The following is a 22,543-nucleotide window of genomic DNA, read 5'->3' on the forward strand; positions in this document are numbered from 1 at the left end:
CGTTCCCCGAGCCCCTTGCGGGGCTCTCTGTCGAGGCTCCCCCTACCTCGCGCTCGCCTCGTGGACGAAGGCGACCAGCCGGGTCAGGGCGTCCGGGTCCATGGTGGGCATGACGCCGTGGCCGAGGTTGAAGATGTGGTGGCTGCCGCCGAGGGCCTGGGCGGCGTGCAGGACCTCGCGGGCCTTGGTCTCGACGACGTGGGTGGGCGCGTAGAGGACGGCGGGGTCGAGGTTGCCCTGCAGGCCCTTGCCGGGGCCGACCCGGTTGGCGGCCTCGTCGAGCGGGACGCGCCAGTCGACGCCGACGATGTCCGCGCCGGCCTGGCCCATCAGGCCGAGGAGTTCGCCGGTGTTGACGCCGAAGTGGATCCGCGGGACGCCGTACGGCTCGACCTCGTCGAAGACCTTCGCGCTGGCGGGCATCACCGAGCGGCGGTACTCGTCGGGGGCGAGCGCGCCCGCCCAGGAGTCGAAGAGCTGGACCGCCGAGGCCCCCGCCTCGATCTGGATCTTCAGGAAGGCGGAGGTGATCTGCGCGAGCCGGTCGACGAGTTCGGCCCACAGCTCGGGGGCGCCGTACATCATCGCCTTGGTGTTCTCGTACGACTTCGAGGGGCCGCCCTCGATCAGGTAGCTGGCCAGCGTGAACGGCGCGCCGGCGAAGCCGATCAGCGGGGTGGCGCCGAGTTCGGCGACCAGCAGGCCGACCGCCTCGGTGATGTAGGGCATGTCGTCGGGTTCGAGCGGGCGCAGCCGCTGGAGGTCGGCCGCGGTGCGGATCGGGTCGGCGATGACCGGGCCGATGCCGCTCTTGATCTCGACGTCGATGCCGACGGCCTTGAGCGGGACGACGATGTCGGAGAAGAAAATGGCCGCGTCCACCTTGTGCCGGCGCACCGGCTGCAGGGTGATCTCCTTGACCAGCTCGGGCTGCGTGCAGGCGTCGAGCATCGGGACGCCCTCGCGGACCTTCAGGTACTCGGGCAGCGAGCGGCCGGCCTGCCGCATGAACCAGACGGGGGTGTGCGGCACCGGCTCGTTGCGGGCGGCGCGCAGGAAGACGGAGTCGTACGCGGCGCCGCGGGGCCGCTGACCGGACTGGGCTGCGGGGGTCTCACTCACGGGTCACATCCTCGCACGCGGCCGGCGGGCCCCCGGCCGCGCGGGCGGCCCGGCCAGGCAAAACGGACACCTCGGACGGTGCCCGCCGGGGCGGCGCCCGCGGCCCGCTCGATTTCCGGGTTTTCGGCACGCCGGAGGCACGAAAGTGCTCGGATTGCGGGTCCGCGCCGCCTAGGCTTCCGGTCATGGCAGCGGTCGGCGGGCAATCCGCGCAGGGTGGAGGAACGGGCAGGGAGTCGGCGCCGATCGAGTTCCGCGACGCGGTCGAGGCGCTGACCGGGGCGCGGCTGCGCCCCGAGGTACGGCTGTCCCCGCAGCCCGCCCCCCGCCGGCTGGCCCCGTACTCCTTCGCGCTCTCCGCCTCGGTCGAGGTGGACGGCGAGGAGCTGGCGGACGGCACCCTGGTGCTGCTGCACGACCCGTCGGCGCCGGAGGCGTGGAACGGGGACTTCCGGGTGGTGACCATGACCCGGGCCGAGCTGGAGCCGGAGATGGCGGGCGACCCGGTGCTGTCCGAGGTCGGCTGGAGCTGGCTGCTGGACGCGCTGCAGGCGCACGCCGCCGGGTACGCCGAGCCGTCCGGCACGGTGACCAGGTGCCACTCGCAGTACTTCGGCGCGCTGGCCGAGCGCGGCTCGTCCACCGAGATCGAGCTGCGGGCGTCCTGGACGCCGGCCGACCGCCGGTTCGAACGGCACCTGGCCGCCTGGGCCGACCTGCTGTGCGGGTGCGCGGGGCTGCCGCCGTCCGCGCCGGCCCAGCTGCCGGCCGACGGGCCGGGCGTGCTGGGCGGGGTGGTGCCGATGCCGGCCCGCCGCCGGCCGCGCAATTCGCACTGACCTCCCGTCAGCCTCCCCGGGCGTTCCCGGGGCGGGTCCGCGGACACCGGGTCCGCAGATGCAGACACCGGGTCCGCAGACACCTCAGGGGGACAACCCCGCGCTCCGGGCCCGGTGCCACCCGCAGGGCTGACGGAGTGTGACTTCGCGCGCGCTCCTGGTCAATTACCTGCACGTTTGCGATCGCCGTGGCGTCGTTCCCGATCGAATGCGTGCGATTTCCAGGCATGTCGTACCGGTCATCTGCACGATTTGTCCGTATTGTTACTCACCAGATCGTGATCACCCGCTAAAGCCGGGCACGGTTGATGCCGAAGGTGTCAGTGACCCTTTCCAGACGCGGAACGCTCCGACCGCCCCCTCGGGGTTCGTCCGCCACTCCCCCCGGAGGCCTCAGGTGTCGGTCCTTCTCGAGCACCCCGCAAACGTGGTCGCCTACCGTCCGACGAAGCCCACCGCCATGGTGGTCATCGCAGATCCCCGGGTCCGGAACACGGTGACCCGGCACCTATGGGCGCTCGGTGTCCGCGACGTCATCGAGGTCTCCTCGATCGCCGAGGCCCGGCCCCGGGTCTCCACCCCGCGCGACATCTGCATCGCCGACGTGCACCTGCCCGACGGCTCCGGCCTGACCGTGCTGGCCGAGACCCGCGCCGCGGGCTGGCCCAACGGCCTGGCGCTGTCCGCCGCCGACGACATCGGCGCGGTCCGCTCGGCGCTGGCCGGCGGCGTCAAGGGCTACGTGGTGACCGGCACCCGGACCAACATGCCGATGCCCGGCCGCCCCGGCCTGCCGATCGGCGCCGGCCTGGCCGGCCGGATGCGCCGCCCCGGCATCCCCGGCCACCACCACCCCGGTGCGCCCGGCCACCACGGCGCCCCCGGCCAGCCCGGTGCCGCCCCCGGCGCCCCGGGTGCGCCCGGCGCCCAGCCGTCCGCCTACCGCGAGCTGTCCGGCCGCGAGGTGGAGGTGCTGCGGCTGGTCGCCGAGGGCCAGTCGAACAAGGCGATCGGCGTGGCGATGGGCCTCTCGGCGTTGACGGTGAAGAGCCACCTGGCCCGCATCGCCCGCAAGCTGGGCACCGGCGACCGGGCCGGCATGGTGGCGGTGGCGCTGCGCACCGGCATCATTCACTGACCCGCATCGTCCCTGGTGGCGGCCCGGAGGAACGTTTCCTCCGGGCCGCCGTCGTGCGCTCCGCCCCCGCCCCGCGCCCCGGCTCCCGCCCCAGCCTGACGGACCGTCAGCGGCCTATCGGCGGTCCGTCTGCGGCCCGCCGAGGGCCCGCCGGCCGCCCCGCGGCGCCCCGCCGCGCCGGGAGCGGGACGGCCCGCCGCCCCCGGTTGGCATATGTCCGAACGCGGTCCGACCAGTCAGACAACACTCCCGGCGGCGACACACGACGTACCCTTGGGGGGTGACCGACGCCGTAGCCTCCATCCCCGAAGAGACCGCCCCGGTACCGCTCCTCGAGCCCAGGGACGGACTCCCACCGGTGGTGGCGGACGAAGCGGCCCTCGCCGTCGTCGTCGAGGGCTTCCGCGGCGGCACCGGGCCGGTCGCCGTCGACGCCGAGCGGGCCTCCGGCTACCGCTACGGCCAGCGCGCCTACCTGATCCAGCTGCGCCGCCAGGGCGCGGGCACCGCGCTGATCGACCCGATCGCCTGCCCCGACCTGACCGGCCTGAACGCCGCGCTCGCCGACGCCGAGTGGGTCGTGCACGCCGCCACCCAGGACCTGCCCTGCCTGTTCGAGGTGGGCATGCACCCCGGCGTGCTGTTCGACACCGAGCTGGCCGGCCGGCTCGCCGGGTTCCCCCGGGTCGGCCTCGGCCCGATGACCGAGAACGTGCTGGGCCTGTCGCTGGCCAAGGAGCACTCCGCGGTCGACTGGTCCACCCGCCCGCTGCCCGAGCCCTGGCTGCGCTACGCCGCGCTGGACGTCGAGGTGCTGGTCGACCTGCGGGACGCGCTGGAGGCCGAGCTCGACCGGCAGGGCAAACTCGACTGGGCGCACCAGGAGTTCGCCGCGCTGGCCGCCGCTCCCCCGCCCTCCCCCCGGGTCGACCCGTGGCGGCGCACCTCCCAGCTGCACAAGGTCCGCCGCCGCCGGCAGCTGGCCGCGGTCCGCGAGCTGTGGCTCGCCCGGGACCGGATCGCCCGCGAGCGGGACGTCTCCCCCGGCCGGGTGCTGGCCGACGCCGCCATCGTGAACGCCGCGCTCGCCATGCCCGCCAACGCGCCCGCGCTGATCGCCGTGCAGGGCTTCGGCCCCCGGGTGAACCGCCGCCAGCTCGAACAGTGGCTGGCCGCGATCGAGCGCGCCCGCGAACTGCCCGAGTCCGCGCTGCCGCCGGCCACCGCCCCGCACGACGGGCCGCCACCGCCGCGCGCCTGGGCCGAGAAGGACCCGGTCGCCGCGGCCCGGCTCAGCGGCGCCCGGGCCGCCGTCACCGCGCTCGCCGAGCAGCACCACCTGCCCGCGGAGAACCTGATCACCCCCGACCTGGTCCGCCGGGTCTCCTGGGAGCCCCCGGCCCACCCGGACGCCGACGCGGTCGCCGAGGCCCTGCGCGCCATGGGGGCCCGGGCCTGGCAGACCGAGCTGGTCGCCCCCGTCATGGCGGCGGCGTTCCGGACGGCGGCGGAGGGCTAGGACGGGCGGGGGACGGGCCTGGGAGGGGCAGGGAACGGGCCTGGGCCGGGCCGGGGCTGGGCGGGGCGGCGTGACCGCCCTCACGGTCCTTGCCCGGCGTTGTTACTCGCGGGTAGATTGGTGAGCGCAGCAGCGCCGCTCCGGTGTGCGCTCATCGTCATGTCCCCCTGGGAGGAGAGCCCCCGTGCCTCGTACCGCGAGGGACGTCGTCTTCGTCGACGGCGTCCGCACCCCGTTCGGCAAGGCCGGCCCGAAGGGCATCTACCACGAGACCCGCGCCGACGACCTGGTCGTCAAGTGCATCCGTGAACTGGTGCGCCGCAACCCGAGCCTGCCCGTCGAGCGGATCGACGAGGTCGCCGTCGCCGCGACCACCCAGATCGGTGACCAGGGGCTGACCATCGGCCGCACCGCCGCGCTGCTCTCCGGCCTGCCGAAGTCGGTGCCGGGCTACGCGATCGACCGGATGTGCGCCGGTGCGATGACCGCCGTCACCACCACCGCGGGCGGCATCGCCTTCGGCGCGTACGACGTCGTGGTGGCCGGCGGCGTCGAGCACATGGGGCGGCACCCGATGGGCGAGGGCGTGGACCCGAACCCGCGGTTCGTCTCGGAGAAGCTGGTCGACGAGTCCGCCCTGTTCATGGGCATGACGGCGGAGAACCTGCACGACCGCTTCCCGCACATCACCAAGGAGCGCTGCGACGCGTTCGCGGTCCGCTCGCAGGAGAAGGCCGCCAAGGCGTACGCCAACGGCGACATCCAGCCGGACCTGGTGCCGATCGCGATCCGCAACACCAACCCCGAGGTCGGCGAGACCGGTTGGGGCCTGGCCACGGTGGACGAGCCGATGCGCCCGGGCACCACGATGGAGTCGCTGGCGGGCCTGAAGACCCCGTTCCGCCCGCACGGCAACGTGACCGCGGGCAACGCGGCCGGCCTGAACGACGGCGCCACCGCCTCGCTGCTGGCCGCCGAGGACGTGGCCCGCGAGCTGGGCCTGCCGGTCAAGATGCGCCTGGTCAGCTACGCGTTCGCGGGCGTCGAGCCCGAGGTGATGGGCATCGGCCCCGTCCCGGCGACCGAGAAGGCGCTGGCCAAGGCCGGCCTGACCATCGAGGACATCGGCGCGTTCGAGGTCAACGAGGCCTTCGCCGTGCAGGTGCTGGCCTTCCTGGACCACTACGGCATCGCGGACGACGACGAGCGGGTCAACCCGTACGGCGGCGCGATCGCGTTCGGCCACCCGCTGGCCTCCTCGGGCGTGCGCCTGATGACCCAGCTGGCCCGCCGCTTCGAGCAGCGTCCGGACGTCCGCTACGGCATCACCACCATGTGCATCGGCTTCGGCATGGGCGGCACCGTCATCTGGGAGAACCCCCACTTCGAGGGTGGTAAGTGACCATGAGCACCACTGAACTGCTGCAGCGCGCCGCCGAGCTGTTCCCCGGCGAGGTCGTCACCACCGCGCACGTGCGCCACCTGGACCTGCCGCTGCGGGCCGGCAAGCTGGCCCTGATCACCCTGGACAACGGCTTCGACCACACCAAGCCGACCACCTTCGGCCCGGGCTCGCTGGCCAAGCTGTCCGAGGCGCTGGACCAGGTCGAGGCGGAGGCCGCCGCGGGCAAGGTGGTCGCGGTCGCCGTCACCGGCAAGCCGTTCATCTTCGCGGTCGGCGCCGACCTCAAGGGCGTCGAGCTGCTCAAGGAGCACGCGGACGCGCTGGCCATCGGCAAGGGCGGCCACGACGTCTTCAAGCGGATCGCCGCGCTGCCCGTCCCGTCCTTCGCGTTCTACAACGGCGCGGCGATGGGCGGCGGCGTCGAGGTCGGCCTGCACTGCACCTACCGCACCGTCAGCGCGGGCGTCCCGGCGTTCTCGCTGCCCGAGGTCTTCCTCGGCCTGGTGCCCGGCTGGGGCGGCTGCACCCTGCTGCCGAACCTGATCGGCCCCGCCAAGGCGGTCAAGGTCATCATCGAGAACTCGATGGCCCAGAACAAGCAGCTCAAGGGCAAGGACGTCTTCGAGCTCGGCATCGCGGACGCGATCTTCGAGCCGGCCGACTTCCTGGAGCAGTCGCTGCTGTGGGCCGCCAAGGTGCTCACCGGCGACGTGGTCGTCGAGCGCGAGGAGTTCGACCGCGGCAAGGCGTGGGACGACGCCGTGCTGTGGGGCCGCTGGGTCGCCGACGCCAAGGTGCACGGCGCCGCCCCGGCCGCCTACAAGGCGCTGGACATCATCCAGCAGGTCAAGGACGGCGACCTGCAGGCCGGCTTCGACGCCGAGGACGCGGCGCTCGCCGACCTGATCATGAGCGGCGAGCTGCGCTCCGGGATCTACGCCTTCAACCTGGTGCAGCGCCGCGCCAAGCGGCCGTTCGGCGCGCCGGACAAGTCGCTGGCCCGCCCGGTCTCCAAGGTCGGCGTGGTCGGCGCCGGCCTGATGGCCTCCCAGCTGGCGCTGCTGTTCGCCCGCCGGCTGGAGGTGCCGGTGGTGCTCACCGACATCGACCAGGCCCGGATCGACAAGGGCGTGGGCTACGTCCACGGCGAGATCGACAAGCTGCTCGACAAGGGCCGGATCGGCAAGGACAAGGCCAACAAGCTCAAGGGCCTGGTCTCCGGGCACCTCGACAAGGCCGTCGCGTTCGGCGACGCGGACTTCGTGATCGAGGCCGTGTTCGAGGAGATGGGCGTCAAGCAGAAGGTGTTCGCGGAGCTGGAGGCGGTGGTCTCGCCGACCGCCGTGCTGGCCACCAACACCTCCTCGCTGTCGGTCACCGAGATGGCCTCCAAGCTCCAGCACCCGGAGCGCGTGGTCGGCTTCCACTTCTTCAACCCGGTCGCCATCCTCCCGCTGCTGGAGATCGTCCGGGCCGAGCAGACCGACGACGCCTCGCTGGCCACCGCGTTCGGGGTCGCCAAGAAGCTGAAGAAGACCGCGGTGCTCACCAAGGACGCCCCGGCGTTCGTGGTCAACCGCATCCTGACCCGCTTCATGGGCGAGATCCAGAACATCATCGACGAGGGCACCCCGTTCGAGACCGTCGAGGCCGCGGTGAAGCCGCTCGGCCTGCCGATGTCCCCGATCGCCCTGCTCGAACTGGTCGGCCCGGCCATCGCCCTGCACGTCTCCGAGACCCTGCACGGCGCGTTCCCGGAGCGGTTCTCCGTCTCCGCGAACCTCGGCAAGGTCGTCGAGGCCGGCAAGCGCGGCTTCTACATCTGGCAGGACGGCGCGCAGGTCCTCGACCCCGAGGTGCTGGCGCTGCTCTCCTTCGGCGACAGCGTCCTCACCGAGGAGCAGGTGCGCGCCCGCGCGCTGGAGGCCGTCGCCCAGGAGATCGGCCTGATGCTGGACGAGGGCGTGGTCGGCGAGGCGCAGGACATCGACCTCTGCATGATCACCGGGGCCGGCTGGCCCTTCCACCTCGGCGGCATCACCCCGTACCTCGACCGCGAGGGCGTCTCCGAGCGCGTCAACGGCAAGAAGTTCCTGGCCCCCGGCCTGGCTTCGGTCCCCGCCTGACGCAGCGGCGCACGGCCGCCGGGCGGCGCCCCCTCCCACCGGGGAGCGGGGCGCCGCCCGGCGGCTTTTCTGTATGCTGCCGGTCCTTTCGGATGCAAGGGGGCGTGGGGCGCGTGCTGGTGCTGGTGCACGGTGGGCTGTGGGACGAGGCGATGGACGCGGCGGCGTTCTGGGAGAGGCCCGGGGTGGTCGACGGCCTGCGCGCGGCCGGGGCCGCCGTGCTGGCGCCCGACCGGGCGATGCGGGCCGGGAGCTGGGCGGCCGAGGCGGAGCACCTCGCGGCGGCGCTGCCGGACGGGCCGCCGGTCGTCCTGGTCGGCGGCTCCAACGGCTGCTCGGCGACCCTCCGGCTGGCCCTGGCCGCGCCGGACCGGGTCCGGGCCCTGGTGCTGGCCTGGCCCGCCACGGCGGGCGACGAGCGGCTGGACGGGCGGATCCGGGCGGCCGCGCCGGAGGCGGCCGGGCTGCTGGCGGGCGGGACGCTGCGCGGCGTCACCGACGCCGAACTCGCCGGGCTGCGGCTGCCGGTGGCGGTCCTCCCCGCCGCCCCGGAGAACCCCGTCCACCGGCGCCGCACGGCGGACGCGCTGCTGGGGCTGGTCCCCGGCGCGGTGGAGCTGCCGGGGTGCCCGGAGCCGCCGCACCCGGCCTTCCGGCCGGAGCCGCTGGTCGCCGCGCTCGTCGGCTTCGCCGGGTAGTCCGCGGTCCGGCGGCGCGCTCCGGGCGGCGGGGCCCTCGTGGCGGGGGCGCCGGCGGCGGGAACACCGGCCGCGGGGTCGCCGGCGGCGGGAACGCCGGCCGCGGGGTCGCTACTTCTTCTTGAGGCGGTAGATCACCGTGTCGCCCGTGACGCCGACGACCTCGTAGTAGGTGTTGAGCAGGCTGGCGATGCGCGGGACCTTGTCCGGCTGGTAGGGGGCGGTGCCGGAGTCGTCGACGAAGACCTCGGGGAGGCCGTTGGTGGAGATCTCGTTGTCGAAGGTCTGCCAGGCGTCGGAGACGGAGTACTGCTCGCCGACCTTCTCGGCGCCCTTGCCGCCGCTGAAGTTGGTGAGGAAGCCCGCGGTGAGGTAGCGGCTGGCGGGGCGGCGGTCGGCGAGCCAGTAGAGCTCGGGGTGCATGCCCCAGACCAGGACGGTGTCCTTGGGGGTGGTCTGGGCGGCGACGGCGGTGGCGACCTCGGTGGTCTGGGTGAGGCGCTGGCCGGGCCAGAAGACCGCGAGGGCGCAGAAGACGCTGCTGGCGAGGGCGGAGTAGGCGACCACGGGGCGCCAGGGCACGGCGGAGGTGGCGACCGCGCCGACGCCGAGCAGGACCAGCGGGGGCATCAGCTGGAGGTAGTAGTGGCCGAAGAAGTGGAAGCCGACCGAGACGGCGACCGCGGAGGAGAGCAGCCAGACCCAGAGGTCGGCGGTGGAGCCGCGCTCGGGGCCGCGGGCGGGGACGGGTCGGCGGCGGCGGCGCAGCCACAGGCGGTGGGCGTAGGGCAGCAGGAAGGCGAGCCCGGCGCTCAGCAGGATCGCCGAGTTGCCGAGGGCGCGGCCGAGCATCTGCGGCCAGTTGGAGCCGAGCACGGCGTAGTCGCCGGAGCCGGTGACGACCCAGAACAGGAAGCCCTTGGGCTTGGTGAGGATGGCGGCGACCAGCGCTATCGGCAGGGCGAAGCCGAAGCCGATCTTGGCGAGGGCGGGCGGCCAGGGGACGCCGCGGCGGCGGGTGTCCTGGAGCAGCATCCAGAGCACCGGGAGCATGACGGCGCCGCCGGTCTGCTTGGTGAGCGAGCAGAGGGCGACGGCGATGCCGGCGGCCAGCCAGCGGCGGCGCTCCGCGTAGCGGAAGGCCAGCACCATGGCGGGCAGCATGAAGACTTCGAAGGTGGCGGCCTGGGTGTCCTCCGGGGAGAGCCCGATGGACACCAGCAGGTAGAAGACGCCGGCGTAGCGGCCGGCCCGGTCGCCCCAGCGGCCGCGGGCGGTGGAGGCGAGCAGGACGGCGGTGGCCAGGTGGGCGCCGATCGCCAGGATGCGCAGCGGCCAGAGCGAGACGGAGCCGAAGAGCGCGAAGCAGGCCTCGTACAGCCAGGGCAGCAGCGGGGGCTTGCGGTCGACGACGGTGTCGTAGAGGACGCCGCCGTCGGCGAGCATCCGGGCCTGGGTGGCCAGGTAGCCCTCGTCGGGGCTCCACACCGGGCGGAGGAAGGAGGGCAGGTGGGTGGCGGTGGCCAGGACCGCGAGCAGCGGGACCAGTCTGGTCCAGTACCCGGCCCGGACGTGCCCGTGGAGGCGGTCGGCGAGGGCGCGGGGGCGGCTCGTGGCGGTGTTGGGCACGGGTGACAACCTACCGGGCGCGAACGGGCGGAGGGGTGCCGGCCCAGGAATGAGTGTGACGGTCCGACAATAGCCGCACCGCCGGGAGCCGTCGGTGCGGCTCCCGGGCGGTGCGTCCACGGAGGTTCCGGAGGGTCAGCTCCGGGCGAAGGAACGGGCGCTGACCAGTGCTTCGATCTTCGCGGCGACGGCCGGGCCGGTGAGCCCGATCTCCGCCATGATCTCGGCCCGCGAGGCGTGGTCGAGGAACTCCTGCGGGATGCCGAAGTCCCGCAGCGGAACGTCCACGTCGGCGTCGCGCAGCGCCTGGGCGATCGCGGAGCCGACGCCGCCGGCCCGGCCGTTGTCCTCGACGGTGACCACCAGGCGGTGCTGGGCGGCCAGGCCGGGCAGCGCGGCGTCCACCGGCTTGACCCAGCGCGGGTCGACCACGGTGCTGGTGATGCCGCGCTCGGCGAGCAGCGCGGCGGCCTCCAGGCAGAGCGGGGCCATCGCGCCGACCGAGACGATCAGCACGTCGGCAGCCTCGTCCGCGGAGCCGTCCGCGGGGCGGTGCAGCACGTCCATGCCGCCGACCTGGCCGACGGCGGGCACTGCCGGGCCGACGCTGCCCTTGGAGTAGCGGACCACGGTGGGGGCGTCGTCGACCTCGACGGCCTCGCGCAGCTGCAGCCGGACCTGCTCGGCGTCGCGCGGGGCGGCCAGCCGCAGGCCGGGGACGACCTGCAGGATCGACATGTCCCACATGCCGTTGTGCGAGGCGCCGTCGGTGCCGGTGACGCCGGCCCGGTCGAGCACGAAGGTGACGCCGAGCCGGTGCAGGGCGACGTCCATCAGGACCTGGTCGAAGGCCCGGTTCAGGAAGGTCGCGTAAACCGCAACCACCGGGTGCAGGCCGTTGGTGGCCAGGCCGGCGGCGCAGACCGCGGCGTGCTGCTCGGCGATGCCGACGTCGAAGATCCGCTCCGGGTACGCCTTGGCGAACGGGGCCAGGCCGACGGGGTGCAGCATCGCGGCGGTGATCGCCACGATGTCGCGGCGCTCGCGGCCGAGCGCGACCATCTCCTCGCCGAACACCGACGTCCAGTCCTTGCCGGCGGTCTTCACCGGCAGGCCGGTGTCGGGGTGGATCACGCCGACCGCGTGGAAGCGGTCCTCGTCGTTGTTCTCGGCGGCGTGGTAGCCGCGGCCCTTCTCGGTGATGCAGTGCACGATGACCGGGCCGCCGAAGCCGCGCGCCTTGGTGAAGGCGGACTCCAGGGCCTGCAGGTCGTGGCCGTCGATCGGGCCGATGTACTTGAGGCCGAGGTCCTCGAACATGCCCTGCGGGGCGATGAAGTCCTTCAGGCCCTTCTTGGCGCCGTGCAGGGTGTCGAACATCGCCTGGCCGACCACGGGGGTGCGCTGCAGCGCGTCCTTGCCCCAGGACAGGAAGCGCTCGTAGCCCTGGGTGGTGCGCAGCGTGGAGAGGTGGTTGGCCAGGCCGCCGATGGTCGGCGAGTAGGACCGCTCGTTGTCGTTGACGACGATGACGACCGGCAGGTCGCGGCTGTCGGCGATGTTGTTGAGCGCCTCCCAGGCCATGCCGCCGGTGAGCGCGCCGTCGCCGATCACGGCGACCACCGGGCGGTCGTGGTGGCCCTGGATCTTGTTCGCCTTGGCCAGGCCGTCGGCGTAGCCGAGGACGGTGGAGGCGTGCGAGTTCTCGATCACGTCGTGCTCGGACTCGGCGCGCGAGGGGTAGCCGGACAGGCCGCCCTTCATCTTGAGCCGGGAGAAGTCCTGACGACCGGTCAGCAGCTTGTGGACGTAGCTCTGGTGGCCGGTGTCGAAGAGGATCCGGTCGCGCGGGGAGTCGAAGACCCGGTGCATCGCCAGCGTGAGCTCGACCACGCCGAGGTTGGGGCCGAGGTGGCCGCCGGTCTTGGAGACCTCCTCCACCAGGAAGCCGCGGATCTCCTCGGCGAGCGCCGCCAGCTGCGCGGGCGTGAGTCGATCGAGATCGCGCGGTCCCCGAATGCGGGTCAGCAGGGCCACCCGTTCCTCCTCGTCCAAGTTCTCGCGCCCGCATGGGCCCGGAGGGCGTACGCCCCGCTCGAGTCTAATGTCCATTACCGGCCCGTAGTGCGGGGGGCAACCCGACCAGCTCTTCGGGTGGCCGGGCGCCGAACGCGCCGGACCGCGCGGCCGGGCCCTGGTATGGGGCGCCGGTCGCGCGGTCCGGGGTGGGGCCGGGGGTCAGCCGCGGCCGTGGGACTTCTGGGTGCGGCGGGAGACCGAGTCCAGGACCACCGCGGCGAGCAGCACCGCGCCGGTGATCATGTACTGGATGGCCTGCTGGGCGTGGATCATGTCCAGACCGGTGGTGATGGACTGGATGACCAGGATGCCGAGCAGCGCCGACCAGGTCTTGCCGCGGCCGCCGAAGAGGCTGGTGCCGCCGATGACGGCGGCGGCGATGGCGCTCATCAGCACGTTGCCGCTGCCCAGCGCCTTGTCCGCGGAACCCTGCTGGGAGGCGATGAACAGGCCGCCGAGGCCGGCCAGGCCGGCCGAGATCATGAAGACCGAGATCCGGACCCAGGCGACGTTGATGCCCGCGCGGCGGGCCGCCTCGATGCCGCCGCCGACCGCGAAGATCTGCCGGCCGTAGCCGGTGCGGCGGAGCACGAAGTCGGCCAGCGCGACGATGCCGACGAAGATCACCAGCGGCAGCGGCAGGCCGCGGTCCTGGTTGAGCATGTAGGCGGCGATCAGCACCAGGACGCCGATCACGCCGGTGCGCAGCGCGATCTCGCTCATCGGGCGGGCCGGCAGGTTGGCGGCGCTGCGGCGGCGGGAGTCGAACAGCTGGCCGGCCGCGAACAGCACGATGGTGGCGAGGGCGAACAGCCAGGCCCAGATGACGTCGCCGTCGCCCAGGAAGTAGGTGTCCAGGTTGGCGACCACGCCGTCCATCGGGTTGTTGACGGTGCCGAGGTTGCCCAGGACGAGCATCTGCAGGCCGTTCCAGGCCAGCATGCCGGCCAGCGTGACCACGAAGGCCGGGACGCCGATCTTGGCGAAGAAGTAGCCGTGCAGGGCGCCGATGGCGACCGCGGCGGCTATCGCCAGCACGATGGCGAGCCACTCGTTCAGGCCCTGGCGGACCGAGAGCACCGAGGTGATGGCTGCGGTGGCGCCGGCCACCGAGCCGAGCGAGAGGTCGATCTCGCCGAGCAGCAGCACGAACACCACGCCGACCGCGATCAGGCCGGGGCCCGCGATCCACTTGGTGATGTTGGTGAGGTTGTCGGCGTTGAGGAAGGTGCCGGTCTTGATCTGGAAGATCGCGGCGATCACGATCAGGCCGACGACCACCGGCAGCGAGCCGAGCTCACCGCTGCGGATCTTGCGGGTGAACTCGTCGAAGTAGCCGGCCAGGCCCTCCTTGCGGACCAGCAGGCGCGGGTCCACCGCGGGGGAGACGGGCGGGGTGGTGGGGGTCTCGGTGCTCACTTGGCTTCCTCCGCGATTCGAGCCTGACGGCGGGTCACCGCGTTGTCGGTGGCTCCGGTGATGGCGGAGATGATCTCCTCGTGCGAGGTGCTGGCGACCTCGAAGCTGCCGTTGTTGCGGCCCAGCCGGAGCACCGCGACGGTGTCCGCGACGGCCTTCACGTCGGCCATGTTGTGGCTGATCAGGATCACGCCGAGGCCGCGCTGGCGGAGCCGCTCGACCAGGTCCAGGACCTGGGCGGTCTGCTCGACGCCGAGGGCGGCGGTGGGCTCGTCCAGGATGACGATCTTCGGGTCGCCGACCAGGGCGCGGGCGATGGCCACGACCTGGCGCTGGCCGCCGGAGAGCGAGGCGATCGGGATCCGGACGCTGGGGATGCGGATCGACAGGGTGTCGAGGAGCTCGCGGGCGCGCTTCTCCATGGCGACCTCGTCCAGGGTGCCGAAGCGCTTGAGCTCGCGGCCGAGGAACAGGTTGCCGACCACGTCGAGGTTGTCGCAGAGCGCGAGGTCCTGGTAGACGGTGGCGACGCCCAACTGCTGGGCGTCCTGGGGGCGGTTGATGTTGACCGCCTTGCCCTCCCACTCGATGACGCCCTCGTCGATCGGGTGGACGCCCGCGATGGTCTTCACCAGGGTGGACTTACCGGCACCGTTGTCGCCGACCAGGGCGACGACCTCGCCCGCGTGGACCTCCAGATGCACGTCGGTGAGTGCCTGGACGGCACCGAAGCGCTTGGAGACCCCGCGCAACGCCAGTACGGGTGCGCCTGTCACGTGAACCAACTCCTTGAGTCCCGTGCCGGACCTGACGTTTCCGGCACGGCCGTCCCGCGCGCCGGGCCGGGCACGCGGGGTAGTGCTGTGGGTGAAGCGGTGCGGGCGGGGGCTCCCGGGTGGTCGGGGAGCCCCCGCCCGGCGGGTGCTACTGCAGGCCGGCCGCGGTGCAGGCGGCGGCGAAGTCGGCGGTGCAGATGTCCGCGACCTTGTAGAGGTTGTCGGCGATCACGGTGTCCTTGATGTTCGCCTTGGTGACGACCTTGGGCTCGAGCAGCTGGGCCGGGATGCCCTTGTCGGTGTCGCTGTCGATGGTCGAGGTGGCGACGGACTTGATGTCCTTGCCCTGCAGCAGGTTGACGGCGAGCTGCGCGGCCGAGTCGGCCAGCGGCTTGTAGGCCTTGTAGATGGTGTAGGCCTGGTCGCCGGAGACCAGTCGCTGGATGGCGTCGAGGCCCGCGTCCTGGCCGCCGACCGGGACGTTGATGCCCTGGGACTTCAGCTGGGTGATGATCGCGGCGGCCATGCCGTCGTTGGCGGAGTAGACGGCCTGGAAGCCGTCCTTGCCGAGCTGGGTGATGGCGGCGCCGACCTTCTGGCCCGCGACGGTGGGCTTCCACTCACCGCTCTGCTCGTAGACGATCTTCTTGACCTTGCCGTCCAGCACCTTGTGGGCACCGGCCTTGAACTTGCCGGCGTTCGGGTCGGCGTCGTCACCGTTGATCATCACGACGTTGGCGTCGGCGGCCTTGGCGCCCAGCGCGTCGACCAGGGCCTGGCCCTGGAGCTCGCCGACCTTCTCGTTGTCGAAGGAGACGTACGCGGAGACCGGGCCGGTGGCCAGGCGGTCGTACGCGATGACCTTGACGCCCTTGCCGGCCGCCTCGGTGACCCACGCCTGGGTCGACTTGGCGTCGAAGGCGTCCAGGATGATCACCTTGACGCCCTGGGCGATCAGGGTGTCGAACTGCTGCTTCTGCTTCGCGGCGGAGCCCTCGGCGTTGTTGTACTCGACCTTGCAGTCGGCGCAGAGTTCCTTGACCTTGGCCTCGATGAACGGCTTGTCGAAGGACTCGTAGCGGGTGGAGGACGCGTTCTCCGGCAGCAGCAGGCCGATCGACTTGTTGTCGCTCGAGGCCGCGCTGTCCTTCTTGTCGCTGCCGGCCTTGCCGCAGGCGGCCATGGTCAGCGCCATCGAGACGGCGACGGTACCGACGGCGACGCGACGCATCATTGCGTTCATGGTGGGGGGAGCCTCCCTGACAGAGCCGCGAACATTGCGGCGAGGTGGGCAGGAGTCAACCCCGTGACGGAGCTTGTCGTCAATAAGTAAAACCTGAGGCCCGGTGATTCAAACCCTTTCGTTATCTTCCTGAAGGCTCACCCGATACCGAGCGAGCCTCCGGGGCCCCCTCCGCGGGGGTCAGAGCACCCCGCTCTCCCCCATCTCGCTCATCACCAGGGCCAGCGCTCCGAGCACCTCGGCCCGGCCGCCGAGCGTCCCCGGAACCACCGACAGCTGCCGGGCGGCACTGGGGATCGCGTACCGTGCCACCGAGTCCCGGATCGGGGAAAGCACCAGCTCACCGGCCTCGGCCAGGTCTCCGCCGAGGATCACCCGGCGCGGATTGAGCAGGTTGCACAGGGTGGCCACGCCCATCCCGATCTGCCGGCCCGCGTCGGCGATCACCCGGCGGCAGCCCAGGTCGCCCTGCTGGGCCAGCTGCACCACCTTGCTGAGGCTCAGCTCACCGGGGTGGTTGGCGTTCAAGAGGTTGAGCAGGTAGCGGGAGCCCACGAAGGTCTCCAGGCAGCCCCGGTTGCCGCAGCGGCACACCGGCCCCGCCTCGTCCAGCACGATGTGCCCGATCTCGCCGGCGGTGCCGCCCGGACCCCGGTAGATCTGGCTGTTGATCACCAGGCCGGAGCCGACGCCGCTGGCCACCTTGATGTACGCCAGGTCGCCCAGGCCCCGCCCGGCGCCCCAGACCAGCTCGCCCAGCGCGCCCAGGTTGGCGTCGTTGTCCACGTGCACCGGCATGCCCAGGCGGACGGACAGCTCCTGGCCCGGCATCACACCCGTCCAGCCCGGCAGGATCGCGGTCGAGCCGAGCGCCCCGGTCTCCACGTCGATCGGGCCCGGCACGCCCAGGCCCACCCCGATCACCTTGTCGGCCGGGAAGCCGGCCTGGGCCAGCAGCCGCTCCACCATCCGCTCGGCCCGGTCGAAGCCCTGCTGCGCGGAGACGTCCACGTCCAGCGGCTCGCTCTCCTCGGCCAGCACCCGGTGCGCCAGGTTGCCCACCGCCACCCGCAGGTGGGTGTGCCCGAAGTCCACGCCCACCACGATCCCGGCGTCCCCGCTCAGCGACACGCTGCGCGCCCGCCGCCCGCCCGAGGAGGTGTCGGCCACCACCACGGTGCCGGACTCCTTGAGCTCGCGGACGATGTTGGACACCGTCGCGGCCGACAGCCCCGTGCCCCGGGCGATCTCCGCCTGGGTCAGCGATCCGGCCATCCGCACGGCCCGCAGCACCCGTTCGAGATTCGCCCGGTGCAGCGAGGACTGCGATCCCGGTGTGTCCGTCGACATGTTCCACCCTCCAGGGCGCACTTGCTGTTCGTGAGAAGTTCAGCTTCAACTTCTGAACTCTATGCTCCGGTACTGCTCGGAGGGGGAGTCAAGCCCGAACACGGATCGTTACGCGCATGGGAGGATTCCCGGTAACCCCAGCCCTGACGAAGGAGTCCTGCGAGTGCCTGGCACCAACTTGACCCGTGAGGAGGCCCGCACCCGGGCCGCACTCCTGGCCGTGGACGCGTACGAGATCGAGCTCGACCTGAGCTCCGCGCGCGAGGGCGGCACCTTCCGGTCCACCACCGTGGTCCGGTTCACCGCCACCGAACCCGGCTCCTCCACCTTCATCGACCTGGTCGCCCCCGCCGTCTCCGAGATCGTCCTCAACGGCCGCGCCCTGCCGCCGGAGAGCTTCACCGACAGCCGGATCGAGCTGCCCGGCCTGGCCGCCGAGAACGAGCTCCGGGTGGTCGCCGACTGCGCCTACACCAACACCGGCGAGGGACTGCACCGCTTCGTCGACCCCGCCGACGGCGAGACCTACCTCTACACCCAGTTCGAGGTCCCGGACGCCCGCCGGGTCTTCGCCAGCTTCGAGCAGCCCGACCTGAAGGCCACCTTCGCCTTCACCGTCACCGCCCCCGCCGGCTGGGTCGTGGTCTCCAACTCCCCCACCCCCGAGCCCACCGGCGACGGCGACACCCGGGTGTGGACCTTCGAGCCCACCCCGCGGATGTCCACCTACATCACCGCGCTGGTGGCCGGCCCCTACGTCGGCGTCTTCGACAGCTACGACAACGGCTCGCAGCACGTCCCGCTGGGCGTGTACTGCCGCCCCTCGCTGCGCGAGCACCTGGACGCCGACGCGGTCTTCGCGGTGACCAAGCAGGGCTTCGACTACTTCCAGGAGAAGTTCGACTTCGCGTACCCGTTCGCCAAGTACGACCAGCTCTTCGTCCCGGAGTTCAACGCCGGTGCGATGGAGAACGCGGGCGCCGTCACCCTCCGCGACCAGTACGTGTTCCGCTCCAAGGTCACCGACGCCGCCTACGAGATGCGCGCCGCGACCGTGCTGCACGAGCTCGCCCACATGTGGTTCGGCGACCTCGTCACCATGGAGTGGTGGAACGACCTGTGGCTGAACGAGTCCTTCGCCACCTTCGCCGAGGTCGTCTGCCAGGCCGAGGCCCCCGGCTCCAAGTGGCCGCACTCCTGGACCACCTTCGCCAACCAGATGAAGACCTGGGCCTACCGGCAGGACCAGCTGCCCTCCACCCACCCGATCATGGCGGAGATCAACGACCTGGAGGACGTCCAGGTCAACTTCGACGGCATCACCTACGCCAAGGGCGCCTCGGTGCTCAAGCAGCTGGTCGCCTACGTCGGCCAGGACGCCTTCTTCCAGGGCGTGCGCGCCTACTTCAAGCGCCACGCCTGGGGCAACACCCGCCTCGCCGACCTGCTCGGCGCCCTGGAGGAGGCCAGCGGCCGCGACCTGAAGACCTGGTCCAAGGCCTGGCTGGAGACCGCGGGCATCAACGTGCTGCGCCCCGAGCTGTCGGTCGCCGCGGACGGCACCATCGAGTCCTTCGCCGTCCTCCAGGAGGCCCCCGCGCTGCCCGCCGGCGCCCGCGGCGAGGCCGTCCTGCGCCCGCACCGGATCGCGGTGGGCCTGTACGAGCTCACCGACGGCACGCTGGTGCGCACCGACCGGATCGAGCTCGACGTCGACGGCGAGCGCACCGAGGTCCCGCAGCTGGCCGGCCGGAAGCGGCCCGCCGTGCTGCTGCTCAACGACGACGACCTCTCCTACGCCAAGGTCCGGCTCGACGCCGACTCGCTGGCCGTCGTCACCGAGCACCTCGGCGACTTCACCGACTCGCTGCCGCGCGCCCTGTGCTGGGCCTCCGCCTGGGACATGACCCGCGACGGCGAACTCGCCACCCGCGACTACCTCTCGCTGGCCCTCTCCGGCCTGCCCCGCGAGAGCGACATCGGCGTCGTCCAGTCCGTCCAGCGCCAGGTCAAGCTCGCCCTGGAGCTGTACGCCGACCCCGCCTGGCGCGAGACCGGCCTGCAGCGCTGGGCCGCCGCCGCGGAGGACGCCCTGCGCGCCGCCCCCGCCGGCAGCGACCACCAGCTCGCCTGGGCCCGCACGCTGGCCGGCGCCGCCCGCACCGACGGGCAGCTCGCGCTGCTCGCCGGACTGCTGGACGGCTCGGTCGGGATCGACGGCCTCGCCGTCGACACCGAACTGCGCTGGACCCTGCTGGCCCGGCTGGTCGCCACCGGACGCGCCGACGAGGCGGCGATCGAGGCCGAACTCGCCCGCGACAACACCTCCTCCGGCCAGGAGCACGCCGCCACCTGCCGGGCCGCCCGGCCCACCGCGGCGGCCAAGGCCGAGGCCTGGGCGTCGGTGGTCGACTCCGACACCCTGACCAACTACGTCCAGGAGGCCGTCATCGCCGGCTTCCAGCAGGCCGACCAGCGGGAACTGCTGGCCGCCTACACCGAGAAGTACTTCGCCTCGGTCAAGCAGGTCTGGGAGACCCGCAGCCACGAGATCTCGCAGCAGATCATCGGCGGGCTCTACCCCTCGTACGCGGTCTCGCAGGCCACCCTCGACGCCACCGACGCCTGGCTCGCCGCGGCGGACCCGGCGCCGGCGCTGCGCCGCCAGGTCGTCGAGGCGCGGGCGGGGGTGGAGCGGGCGCTCAGGGCGCAGGCTGCCGACCGCTGACCGCTGACCGCTGACGCGGCGACAGGGGTAGGACGGACAGGGGTCGGAGGCGAGGGTTCGCTTCCGACCCCTGCGGCTTACTGCCCCCAGCCGCGCGGACTTTTCGATGGGCTCCGACCGGCAGCAGCATCGACCCGCCGTTCCCCGGGCCCCTGATGGGGCGTTAGGTCACTTCCCGAGGGTCACGGTGAAGGTGGTGCGGCCCGGGGTGCTGGTGAGGGTGACGGTGCCGTGGTGGGCGTGGACGACGGCCTGGACGATGGCGAGGCCGAGGCCGGTGGAGCCGGTGCGGCGGGAGCGGGCGCGGTCGCCGCGGGTGAAGCGGTCGAAGACGTGCGGGACGAGGTCCGGGGGGATGCCGGGGCCGTCGTCGGTGACGGTGAGGCGGCCGTCGGGGTCGAGGCGGAGGGTGACGGTGGTGCCGTCGGGGGTGTGGGTGCGGGCGTTGGCGAGCAGGTTGGTGACGACCTGGGCGAGGCGGTGCGGGTCGCCCTGGACGGTGACGGGTTCGGCGGGGAGTTCGAGCAGCCAGCGGTGGCCGGGGGCGGCGGCGCGGGCGTCGGCGGTGCAGTCGAGGGCGATCCGGGTGAGGTCGGTGTCCTGGACGGCGAGCGGGCGGCCGGCGTCGAGGCGGGCGAGCAGCAGCAGGTCCTCGACGATGGTGCCCATCCGGCGGGACTCGGCGCTGATCCGTTCCAGCGAGTGCCGGACGGGTTCGGGGACCGGGCCGGGGTGGCGGAGCGCGAGTTCGGCGTGGCCGCGGACGGTGGCGACGGGGTTGCGCAGTTCGTGGCTGGCGTCGGCGGCGAAGGCGCGCAGGCGCTCCTCGACGTTCTGACGGCGGGTCAGGGCGTCCGCGACGTGGCCGAGCATCCGGTTGAGCGCGGTGCCGACCCGGCCGACCTCGGTGCCGGGGTCGTCGTCGGGGACGCGTTCGCCGAGGTCGACGGCGCCGTTGGCGAGCGGGAGGGCGGAGACCCGTTCGGCGGTGGCGACGACCCGGTCGAGCGGGCGCAGCGCGATCCGGGCGGCGAGGGTGCCGACGGCGGCGGCGACGGTGAGCGCGGCGGCGAAGACGATCAGTTCGATCAGCAGCAGGCGCTGCACGGTCTCGTCGACGGGGTGCAGCGGCAGGCCGGTGACCAGGGTGTCGCGGTCGTAGCCGGTGACGGCGACCGCCCGGTAGTGGCCGAGCGCGGAGAGGGTGAGGTCGCGGGGGCGGCCGTCGGCGGGGAGGGCGCGCAGGGCGGCGGCGTCGGCGGGGTCAAGCGGGACGGCGGCGTCGGTGCCGCTGTCCTTGGCGAGCGGGACGGGGTCGTCGTCGCCGGGCGGGACGCCGCCGACCACGGCGGCGTGGGTGACGCCGCCGTCGACCAGCCGGGCGCCGAAGGTGCCGGGCGACTGGGCGCGGGTGTCGTGGCCGCCCTGGCCGGGGTGTTCGAGGCTGGCGGCGTAGCGGCCGCCGGCCGAGGAGAGCTGCTGGTCGAGGCGGTCGACCAGGAAGTGCCGGAGCGCCTCGCAGGTGGCGACGCCGATGCCGGCGCAGATCAGGGTGAGCAGGACGAGCACGCCGGCCACCAGGCGGGCCCGCAGGGTGCGGGGGCGCAGGGCGGGGCGCCTCATCCGGTGGCCGCCCGCAGCACGTACCCGGCGCCGCGGACGGTGTGGATCATCGGGGGCCGGCCGGCGTCGATCTTGCGGCGCAGGTAGCTGATGTACAGCTCGACCACGTGGGCCTGGCCGCCGAAGTCGTAGGACCAGACGGCGTCCAGGATCTGGGCCTTGCTGAGCACCTGGCGGGGGTGCTCCATCAGGTGGCGCAGCAGGGCGAACTCGGTGGGGCTGAGGTCGACGGGTTCGCCGCCGCGGCTGGCCTCCCGGGTGGCGGGGTCGAGCCGCAGGTCGCCGACGGCGAGGGTGCCGGGGGTGGCCGGTCCCGGGGGCGCGGTGCGGCGGAGCAGGCCGCGCAGGCGGACCACCACCTCCTCCAGGCTGAACGGTTTGGTGACGTAGTCGTCGCCGCCCGCGCTGATCCCGGCGATCCGGTCCTCGACGGCGTCCCGGGCGGTGAGGAACAGCACCCGCACCTCGGGGTCGGTGGTGTGGACGCGGCGCAGCACCTCCAGGCCGTCGAAGTCGGGGAGCGTCACGTCGAGCACCATGGCGTGCGGGTGCCAGTCGTCGGCGGCGGCGACCGCGTCCAGGCCGCCGGTGACGCCGCGGGCCTGCCAGCCCTCGTAGCGCAGGGCGCCGCAGAGGACTTCGACCAGGTCGGGTTCGTCGTCGACCACCAGGACCCGCCAGGGGGTGTCCGCGTGCTGCATGGGGCCATTCTGCCGTTCCGGCATGAGAAAGCAGTGAGATCATCAGCCCGGCTCGAACCCCGGTGGAATCCGGCCGGATCCGCCCTGACCTGCGCGGACGCGGCTCCGGATCGGCCGGGTCGGGCGGTCGGTTCATAGGGAATTGAGA

Annotated in this window: 16 protein-coding genes; 7 read left to right on the forward strand and 9 right to left on the reverse strand. The window is 72.8% G+C overall.

The genetic code is table 11. The features are described 5' to 3' along the window. Positions 1-42: 42 nt before the first annotated feature. Positions 43-1,122, reverse strand: coding sequence for a uroporphyrinogen decarboxylase (gene hemE / locus IH44_RS0113150; protein ID WP_030459685.1), 1,080 nt, complete (start codon positions 1,120-1,122; stop codon positions 43-45). A 185-nt stretch (positions 1,123-1,307) separates the two neighbouring features. Here hemE and IH44_RS0113155 point away from each other — a divergent pair, with 185 nt between their 5' ends. The 6 genes from IH44_RS0113155 (at position 1,308) to IH44_RS0113180 (ending at position 8,847) form a co-directional block, all read left to right on the forward strand. Continuing rightward, positions 1,308-1,961, forward strand: a complete 654-nt coding sequence (locus tag IH44_RS0113155) for a DUF3000 domain-containing protein (RefSeq protein ID WP_030459686.1) — start codon at positions 1,308-1,310, stop codon at positions 1,959-1,961. A 397-nt stretch (positions 1,962-2,358) separates the two neighbouring features. Continuing rightward, positions 2,359-3,099: a response regulator transcription factor gene (locus IH44_RS0113160; RefSeq protein ID WP_030459687.1), complete on the forward strand. Its 741-nt coding sequence runs from the start codon at positions 2,359-2,361 to the stop codon at positions 3,097-3,099. 280 nt (positions 3,100-3,379) lie between these two features. Next, positions 3,380-4,618 (forward strand): ribonuclease D, encoded by a 1,239-nt coding sequence (locus IH44_RS0113165; protein ID WP_081966875.1) that lies wholly within the window; start codon positions 3,380-3,382, stop codon positions 4,616-4,618. Positions 4,619-4,802: 184 nt separating this feature from the next. Further along, a complete protein-coding gene (locus tag IH44_RS0113170) occupies positions 4,803-6,020 on the forward strand; it encodes an acetyl-CoA C-acyltransferase (RefSeq protein ID WP_030459689.1) in 1,218 nt (405 codons plus the stop codon). A 2-nt stretch (positions 6,021-6,022) separates the two neighbouring features. After that, the gene (locus IH44_RS0113175) at positions 6,023-8,149 is read left to right on the forward strand and encodes a 3-hydroxyacyl-CoA dehydrogenase NAD-binding domain-containing protein (protein WP_030459690.1); all 2,127 of its coding nucleotides are present in this window, start codon (positions 6,023-6,025) and stop codon (positions 8,147-8,149) included. Between the two features lie 104 nt (positions 8,150-8,253). Next, a complete protein-coding gene (locus tag IH44_RS0113180) occupies positions 8,254-8,847 on the forward strand; it encodes an alpha/beta fold hydrolase (protein WP_232794923.1) in 594 nt (197 codons plus the stop codon). Positions 8,848-8,958: 111 nt separating this feature from the next. Here IH44_RS0113180 and IH44_RS0113185 read toward each other — a convergent pair whose 3' ends face one another. The 6 genes from IH44_RS0113185 to IH44_RS0113210 form a co-directional block, all read right to left on the reverse strand. Next, positions 8,959-10,476, reverse strand: a complete 1,518-nt coding sequence (locus IH44_RS0113185; RefSeq protein WP_030459692.1) for a glycosyltransferase family 39 protein — start codon at positions 10,474-10,476, stop codon at positions 8,959-8,961. A 135-nt stretch (positions 10,477-10,611) separates the two neighbouring features. Further along, positions 10,612-12,513 (reverse strand): 1-deoxy-D-xylulose-5-phosphate synthase, encoded by a 1,902-nt coding sequence (dxs, locus tag IH44_RS0113190; RefSeq protein ID WP_035954942.1) that lies wholly within the window; start codon positions 12,511-12,513, stop codon positions 10,612-10,614. A 201-nt stretch (positions 12,514-12,714) separates the two neighbouring features. Continuing rightward, a complete protein-coding gene (locus IH44_RS0113195) occupies positions 12,715-13,974 on the reverse strand; it encodes a sugar ABC transporter permease (RefSeq protein WP_030459694.1) in 1,260 nt (419 codons plus the stop codon). After that, a complete protein-coding gene (locus tag IH44_RS0113200) occupies positions 13,971-14,759 on the reverse strand; it encodes an ATP-binding cassette domain-containing protein (RefSeq protein WP_081966876.1) in 789 nt (262 codons plus the stop codon). Before IH44_RS0113200 ends, IH44_RS0113195 begins: the two co-directional genes overlap by 4 nt. A 139-nt stretch (positions 14,760-14,898) precedes the next feature. Then, positions 14,899-15,993 carry a substrate-binding domain-containing protein gene (locus IH44_RS0113205; RefSeq protein ID WP_030459696.1) on the reverse strand — a complete coding sequence of 365 codons (1,095 nt, stop codon included), beginning with the start codon at positions 15,991-15,993 and terminating at the stop codon, positions 14,899-14,901. Positions 15,994-16,173: 180 nt separating this feature from the next. Then, positions 16,174-17,343: an ROK family transcriptional regulator gene (locus tag IH44_RS0113210; RefSeq protein ID WP_030459697.1), complete on the reverse strand. Its 1,170-nt coding sequence runs from the start codon at positions 17,341-17,343 to the stop codon at positions 16,174-16,176. Positions 17,344-17,506: 163 nt separating this feature from the next. Here IH44_RS0113210 and pepN point away from each other — a divergent pair, with 163 nt between their 5' ends. Beyond that, the gene (gene pepN / locus IH44_RS0113215) at positions 17,507-20,071 is read left to right on the forward strand and encodes an aminopeptidase N (protein ID WP_030459698.1); all 2,565 of its coding nucleotides are present in this window, start codon (positions 17,507-17,509) and stop codon (positions 20,069-20,071) included. Between the two features lie 168 nt (positions 20,072-20,239). On the opposite strand, the gene IH44_RS0113220 is transcribed toward pepN, so the two are convergent. Both IH44_RS0113220 and IH44_RS0113225 read right to left on the reverse strand, forming a co-directional pair. Continuing rightward, positions 20,240-21,694, reverse strand: coding sequence for a cell wall metabolism sensor histidine kinase WalK (locus tag IH44_RS0113220; protein WP_030459699.1), 1,455 nt, complete (start codon positions 21,692-21,694; stop codon positions 20,240-20,242). Continuing rightward, a complete protein-coding gene (locus tag IH44_RS0113225) occupies positions 21,691-22,395 on the reverse strand; it encodes a response regulator transcription factor (protein ID WP_030459700.1) in 705 nt (234 codons plus the stop codon). The genes IH44_RS0113220 and IH44_RS0113225 overlap by 4 nt, the downstream gene beginning before the upstream one ends. Between the last annotated feature and the right edge of the window lie 148 nt (positions 22,396-22,543).

The organism is Kitasatospora sp. NRRL B-11411 (genome assembly GCF_000721345.1).
Taxonomy (GTDB): Bacteria; Actinomycetota; Actinomycetes; order Streptomycetales; family Streptomycetaceae; genus Kitasatospora; species Kitasatospora cineracea.